The organism is Sinomonas sp. G460-2 (assembly GCF_047759905.1).
In the GTDB taxonomy this organism is placed as follows: Bacteria; Actinomycetota; Actinomycetes; order Actinomycetales; family Micrococcaceae; genus Sinomonas.
In genome coordinates, this window is the sequence record NZ_JBKZWT010000204.1 from 1 (window position 1) to 6,518 (window position 6,518).

General features: G+C 70.4%; 9 protein-coding genes. 5 read left to right on the top strand and 4 right to left on the bottom strand.

Annotated features, from left to right (window positions below; translation table 11 throughout):
- Both ACLN58_RS15840 and ACLN58_RS15845 read left to right on the top strand, forming a co-directional pair.
- The coding region (locus ACLN58_RS15840; RefSeq protein ID WP_415856217.1) for an anti-sigma factor at nucleotides 1–395 on the top strand (395 nt) is incomplete at its 5' end.
- A 163-nt stretch (nucleotides 396–558) separates the two neighbouring features.
- Nucleotides 559–996 (top strand): DUF4383 domain-containing protein, encoded by a 438-nt coding sequence (locus ACLN58_RS15845; protein ID WP_415856218.1) that lies wholly within the window; start codon nucleotides 559–561, stop codon nucleotides 994–996.
- Between the two features lie 65 nt (nucleotides 997–1,061).
- On the opposite strand, the gene ACLN58_RS15850 is transcribed toward ACLN58_RS15845, so the two are convergent.
- Entirely contained in the window at nucleotides 1,062–2,759 is a 1,698-nt protein-coding gene (locus tag ACLN58_RS15850; protein WP_415856219.1) for a M1 family metallopeptidase, read from the bottom strand.
- 128 nt (nucleotides 2,760–2,887) lie between these two features.
- On the opposite strand from ACLN58_RS15850, the gene ACLN58_RS15855 reads away from it, so the two are divergent.
- Together ACLN58_RS15855 and ACLN58_RS15860 are read left to right on the top strand one after the other, a co-directional pair.
- Nucleotides 2,888–3,268: an ArsR/SmtB family transcription factor gene (locus ACLN58_RS15855; RefSeq protein ID WP_415856220.1), complete on the top strand. Its 381-nt coding sequence runs from the start codon at nucleotides 2,888–2,890 to the stop codon at nucleotides 3,266–3,268.
- On the top strand, nucleotides 3,265–3,741 hold the full coding sequence (locus ACLN58_RS15860; protein ID WP_415856221.1) for an SRPBCC family protein: 477 nt from the start codon (nucleotides 3,265–3,267) through the stop codon (nucleotides 3,739–3,741). Before ACLN58_RS15855 ends, ACLN58_RS15860 begins: the two co-directional genes overlap by 4 nt.
- A gap of 43 nt (nucleotides 3,742–3,784) precedes the next feature.
- On the opposite strand, the gene ACLN58_RS15865 is transcribed toward ACLN58_RS15860, so the two are convergent.
- On the bottom strand, nucleotides 3,785–4,477 hold the full coding sequence (locus ACLN58_RS15865; RefSeq protein WP_415856222.1) for a hypothetical protein: 693 nt from the start codon (nucleotides 4,475–4,477) through the stop codon (nucleotides 3,785–3,787).
- Nucleotide 4,478: 1 nt separating this feature from the next.
- A complete protein-coding gene (locus tag ACLN58_RS15870; protein ID WP_415856223.1) occupies nucleotides 4,479–4,796 on the bottom strand; it encodes a cell division protein CrgA in 318 nt (105 codons plus the stop codon).
- Between the two features lie 162 nt (nucleotides 4,797–4,958).
- Here ACLN58_RS15870 and ACLN58_RS15875 point away from each other — a divergent pair, with 162 nt between their 5' ends.
- The gene (locus tag ACLN58_RS15875) at nucleotides 4,959–5,603 is read left to right on the top strand and encodes an aminodeoxychorismate/anthranilate synthase component II (RefSeq protein ID WP_415856224.1); all 645 of its coding nucleotides are present in this window, start codon (nucleotides 4,959–4,961) and stop codon (nucleotides 5,601–5,603) included.
- A gap of 40 nt (nucleotides 5,604–5,643) precedes the next feature.
- Here ACLN58_RS15875 and ACLN58_RS15880 read toward each other — a convergent pair.
- Nucleotides 5,644–6,518, bottom strand: an 875-nt coding sequence (locus ACLN58_RS15880; RefSeq protein WP_415856225.1) for a PASTA domain-containing protein, incomplete at its 5' end; no start/stop codon positions are given.

Consider the following 6,518-nt stretch of genomic DNA (forward strand, 5'->3'; position numbering starts at 1 on the left):
AGCGGGACGACGCCCTCCACGAGCTGGCCGCGGCGCAGTCCGCGAGGTCCGCGGTCATGGATCGGATCCTCTCCGCCCCCGACGCCAAGATCCAGGAGGTCGCGGTGGCTGGCGGCGCGACGATGCTCATCGCGCACTCGAAGCAGGAGCAGCTCGCGGGTGTCGTCACGATCGGAATGGCTGCCGCGCCGCAGGGTCAGGACTACGAGCTGTGGCTCATCGACGCGGGAGGGACGGCGAAGGCGGCCGGCCTCGTCGCCGCGGGGGATGGTTCCACGTGGAACGAGCTCCCCGGCGGGATCGACGGCGCCGCGTATCTCGGCGTGACGGTCGAGCCCAAGGGCGGCTCTCGCCAGCCGACCACAAAGCCGATCCTGCTCGAGTCCCTGGCCTGACGCGGGTCCAATCCGGTCCAATCCGGTCCAATCCGGTTGGGCGGCGGCTCCGAAGTGTCGGTGCGGGCACACCGCACCGACACGGTCGGAAGCTCCGGCGAAGGCCTGGAACTGGCTCCCCTGGTTCCGAAGGCGCAGGCCGGAAGTCAAGTTAGGAGCAGTCATGTCCACCAACGCCATCTCGCACCGCACGCCGATCCAGCTCGCCGCCATGGTGGTTGGCGCGGTCTTCCTCCTCGTCGGGATCTTGGGCTTCATTCCCGGCATCACGGCTGGGGCCATCGGCTTCGCGGGGATGGGATCTCACGCGATGCTCTTGGGCGTCTTCCAGGTCTCCGTGCTGCACAACATCGTCCATGTGCTGTTCGGCGTCGCGGGCCTCGCGCTCGGTCGCACGGCCGGCGGCGCGAAGGGCTTCCTGACGTGGGGCGGCGCGATCTACCTGGTCCTGTTCGTCTACGGTCTGTTCTTCGGCGGTGACTCCGCGGGGAACTTCGTGCCGGTCAACATGGCCGACAACATCCTCCACCTTTTCCTCGGAGTCGGCATGCTCGTGATCGGTCTCGCGCTGGGACGCAACGTCGCGGCAGCCCGCCGCTGAGCGGGTTTGGCTGCGGGGGGGAGGCGGGTTCCGTCCAGTACGCGTACTGGACGGAACCCGTTCCGTCATTGCGAGGGCAGCAGCGCGGGCATCGGCGGGGCCGCCGGGTCGCGAAGCCAGGTCTGGAAGAAGCTGGCCAGATCCGAGCCCGTCACAGACTCGGCGGCGTGGATGAAATCGTCCGTCGTGGCATTGCCATAGCGATGCGCCGCCGCGTACGTGCTGAGGATCCGGAAGAAGGCCCCGTCGCCCACATGCACCCGCAGGGCCTGAAGGGCCATCGCGCCCCGGTTGTAGACGCCGCCGGTGAAGAGGTCGGAAGCGGGCGGGGAGACCGGGGCTGAGGATCGGGCATCCTCGAGATAGCCGGTCGCGTCGGCGGATCCGGGCTTGACTCCGAGCAGCCCGAGAGCCTTGGCTGAGGTCAGGCCGCTCGCGGAACTCAGGCCCATCGCGGCGAGGATCTGCGCGTCTGGCACGGGGTGGCCGTCGGGCTCGAACAGGCGCCGCAGGATCGGCAGGATCTGGTCGGCGGGAAGGTCCGCGTGGTTCAGGAGCGTCGCGTAGTCGGGCGCGTTGAGCTCGTAGCCGTATTGGGTGGTCATGAGGCCCGTGAGGAAATCGCGCTGGCCCACGTGTTCGAGCCACAGCCAGCTCAGGTACGTCGCGAAGCCTTCGTTGAGCCAGATGTCGCTCCAGCTGCTCAGCGTCACGGAGTCCCCGAACCACTGGTGGGCCAGCTCATGCGAGATGCCCTCGGCGGCTGTCTCCTGGTTCATGCTGAGCACCTGGCTCCCGTAGACGGGCCGGGTCTGCGTCTCGAGCGACCAGCGGAAGCCCGAACTCACGACCACGGCGCCCGCGGTGTCGAAGGGGTATGGGCCGAGGATGCTCTCGAAGTACGCAATCATGTCCGGCAACTGCGCGAACCGTGCGCGAGCGCTCGCCGCGAGATCCGCGGGCGCGTACACGGTGACGGGCAAGCCTTGCGGGCCGATCTCGGCGATTGCGTCGAAGCGCCCCACGTCGACGGTCGCGAGGTAGCTCGCCATCGGCGCGACGGACTCCCATGTGAAGGTCGTCCCGGAGCCGCGAGGCGTCGAGCCGCGCAGCGTCCCGTTCGCCACCGCGGTGTAGCCGGTCGGCACGGTGAGGGCGAATGAATACGTGGCCTTGTTCCGGGGAGTGTCGTTGACGGGGTACCAGGTTCGCGCCCCCGACACCTCGCTCGCCACGTACACCTCGTCCCCGTCGTGGTGCCAGCCCACTTTGTCTGCGCCCGTGCGGTTGCCGCTCGGGTCCGCGATGGGCTGGGGGGTCCCGCTGTACATCACCGCGACCGTGAAGTGCGCCCCCGACGAGACCGGATGGGCGGGCACGACGATGAGCTTGTCGCCTTGCCGGCTGGGGGCGGCCACTTGGCCGTCGACGGTCACCTCGTGCACGTCGAGGCCCACGAGGTCGAGGGAGAAGCGGGGCAGGTCCGCCGTCGCGTGGGCGTCAATCGTCGCGGTCCCGGAGAGCGAGCCCCGCGCAGGGTCGATGTCGAGGGCGAGGCCGTAGTGATCGGCCGCGTAGCCCGCGTTCCCGAGCTCGGGGTAGTACGAGTCGCCGGCGCCGGGCAGGGTCGCGGTGGCCGTCACGCCGCTCCCCGGGGTGCATGCGGCGAGGGCGAGCGCGAGGCTCAGCGCGAGCGCCGAAACGAGCACCGGCCTCGAGGCCGTGGTCCACAGACGACGGCGCGTGCGGGCTGCCCTGACCATCGGCCCTGCCTCGGGACTCAAAGGGGAACGGACTCTCAGCGTAGCCGCGCGCGGCCCGGCGCACGAGGCTCGGGGCGCCCGCCCGCGGGGCCTTGACCGCAGCAACGGTAAGCGGTAACTTACTGTTCGTGGCAACTTACGGACGGCAGGACGAGGTGTGGGACGCGATGGGCGATCGCACCCGCCGTGCCATCCTCGAACGCCTCGCCGAGCATCCCTGCCCGGTGGGCGAGCTCGCAGCACAGCTTCCGGTGAGCCGCCCCGCGGTCTCCCAGCACCTGAAGGTGCTCAAGGAGAGCGGCCTCGTCAGCGACGAGACGGTCGGCACCCGAAGGGTCTACCGGCTCAACCCGGCCGGCGTGCAAGCGCTGCGGGACCAACTCGACATGTTCTGGAACCGCGCCCTGGCCAACTACGGCGCGGCGGTCCGCGGCGACGCCGAGGCCGGCGGGCCCGAAAGGAACCCCGAGAGGGATCCCGGGACCGATCCCGAGAAGGAGGAGAAATGACCCTGGCAGCAGAGACCGTGGTCCGCAAGGTGATCACCGTCGAGGCCCCCGTGGAGAAGGCGTTCGCCGTCTTCACCGAGCGATTCGACGACATCAAGCCGCGCGACCACAACTTGCTCACCGTGCCGATCGCCGAGACGGTCTTCGAGCCGCGCGTCGGCGGTCACATCTACGACCGCGGCGAGGACGGCAGCGTGTGCCCGTGGGCCCGCGTCCTCGCCTTCGAGCCCCCGACCCGGGTCGTCTTCAGCTGGGACATCGGGCCCACGTGGCAGCTCGAGACCGATGAGGCCAACGCGAGCGAGGTCGAGGTGCGCTTCGTCGCCGAAGGGCCCGACCGCACGAGGGTCGAGCTCGAGCATCGGAACATCGACCGCCACGGCCCCGGCTGGGAGGGCGTCTACGCCGGCGTCGACAACGAGGGCGGCTGGCCGCTCTACCTGGCCCGCTACGCCGCGCTCGTGAGCGCCTAGCTGCCAGCGCACCGGCAAGCAGGCTCAAGAGGCCGGGCGCGCGTCAGGCGTGCTCGGCCTCGTAGCGCACCTTGATGGCGCCCCGTTTGACCTTGACCTCGAGGATCCGCACGTTCGCGAGGTCCGCGAGCGAGCGCACATGCGTCCCGCCGCACGGCTCGGCGTTGACCCCCTCGATCGTCACGGTGCGGTGGCCGCTCCGGTCCAGAGCCGCGCTCACGGCCCCGCCGCGCGCGAGCGCCGCGTCCATCGCGGACTGCAGCTCGGCCCGCACGGCCTCGCGCAGCTCGGGGGTCGCCAACTCGTCCTCGTGCCCTTCGGGATCGAAGTCGAGCCGCGCCTGGTCGGGGAAGTGGCTGTGTCCCGAATGCTTCCAGCCGCGCGCCTCGCCGAGGGCGCCGAGCACGTGCCCGGCCGTGTGCAGGGCGGCGTGGAGACGGCGCTTCGCCGGGTCCACAGAACAGACGACGGCGGCCCCCACCTCGAGCGCGGGCGCCCCAGCAAGCACCACGAGGCCAGACTCGTCGCGCGCCGGGGTGACCGGCGCGCCGTCGACCGTTCCCTCGTCGGACGGCTGTCCGCCGCCCTTCGGATGGAAGATGTTGGGGGAGACGGCCACCCACGGTACGCCGTCGCCGGCGGCCGTGCCGACGGCAATGACCATTCCGGACGCCTCGGTCAGATACGTGTCGGCGTAGTACGCCTGCTCCTGTCGCGGCTCGCGGCCGGGTGCCACGCTAGCCGCGCCACCGGAGGGTCATGAGGAAGCCGAGGATCGCGACGCCGAAGCCCACGAGGATGTTCCAGTTGCCCAGGATCGGAAGCGGGAACTGGCCCTGCGTGATGTAGAAGACGATGATCCAGAGCAAGCCCACGACCATGAGCGTGAACATCAGGTACTTGTACCACTGCGGCGTGGGGCCAGATGGCTTGGCGCTGCGGCGCTTCTTGTTGCGCGCCTTCCGCTCAGCCGCCTTCGAGCTCTTCTTGAGGGTCTTGTCCGCGCTCTTGTGCGCGCGCGCCGTGGTCTCGGGCTTGTCCGGGGATTCGGGCACTGCTCCTCCTTGGGGCCGCCTTCGGCTGCGCGGGCGCCCGCTTGGTATCCTGCAAGCACCGCCGACGCGCCGGGGTGCCGCTCGCTTGACTGGTCACTGGTTCTGGTAGCCAAGTCTAGCCGCCCGGGGAGTCGGCCCAGCCCACTCCACGATTGGCCGAACATGAGCACCCGCATCCTCGTCATCGACAACTACGACTCGTTCGTCTACACGCTCGTCGGCTATCTTCAGCAGCTCGGCGCCGAGACGACCGTTGTCCGGAACGACGACGTCTCCCTCGCCGAGGCCGTCGAGCTCGCCGCGTCGCGCGACGGCGTCCTCATCTCGCCCGGACCCGGCAACCCCGCCGAGGCCGGCGTGTGCGTCGAGCTCATCAGGTGGTGCGGCGACAACGTCAAGCCCATGCTCGGCGTCTGCCTCGGCCACCAGGCCCTCGCGGAGGCGTACGGCGGCGTCGTGACCCACGCGCCCGAGCTCATGCACGGCAAGACCTCGCTCGTGGAGCACGAGGGCCGGGGGGTCTTCGCGGGGCTCAAGTCTCCGCTCACCGCGACGCGCTACCACTCGCTCGCCGCCGTCGCGGAGTCCATCCCGGACGTCCTCGAGGTCACGGCGCACACGCACTCCGGCGTGGTCATGGGCCTTCAGCACAGGACGGCCCCGCTGTGGGGCGTGCAGTTCCACCCCGAGAGCGTCCTCACGGAGGGCGGCTACCAGATGCTCGGGAACTGGCTCGAGTCGCTCGGCCTCGCCGGCGCGGCCGCGAAGGCCTCGACGCTGAGCCCGCTCATCCACGCCGAGGCGTAGGCCCGCGGCGAAGACGAGCCCGCGGCGAGGACAGGCCCGGCTACGGGAAGCTGATCCCGCTGCCGTTCTTCTTGTCGGTCGGCGTGGGGCTCGGCGAGGGGCTCGGCGTCGCGCTCGGCGAGGGCGGCGCTTGCGCCACGGAGAGCGTGACCGTCCCGCCCTGGTCGATGAGGCCGTTGGCCGCGACGCTCTGGTCCGTGACCGTCCCCGGCTGAGCGCTCGTCGAGACCACCTGGTTCACCTGGGCCGCGAGGCCGAGGGCCGCGAGGGCGGCCTTGGCGTCATCGGCCGAGCGTCCGCGGAGATCCGGGACCACGACCTTGCCCGTCGAGATGGTCAACGTCACTTGGGCGCCGATCGGCACGGTCGTGCCCACGTCCGGCGAGACGCTGATCACGTGCCCCGCGGGCACGGTCGCACTGTTCGCCGCCTTCGACTGGTCCGCCGGCATGAGGCCGAGCGAGCGCAGCGTGTCCCGCGCGCCCGCCTCCGTGTTGCCGATCACGCTCTGCGGGATGACCGCCGTGGACGGGCCGGTTGAGATCTCGATGACGATCTTCGAGCTCTTGGGAAGCTGCGAGCCCGCGGCCGGCAGCGTGTCGATCGCGAGGCCCTTTGCGACGTCGGCGCTCGGCTTCTGCGAGAACTCGGGCTGGAGCCCCAGCTGGGTGAGCTTCGCGAACGCGTCGGTGTCCTTCATCGTCGCGACGCTCGGAACGCTCACGTAGACCACGGCGGGCGGCTGATTGAGGTACGTGTAGAGCCAGAATCCGCCGCCGCCCAGCACGAGCAGCGTGACGAGGAGGAGGACGGCGATCCAGCCGCGGTGGCGGCGCGGGCGCTCGTCGTCTGCCTCGTCCGCGTCGTCGAACCCGAGCAGGGCGTCCGCGTCCGACGGCGGCACTTGCGGGAATT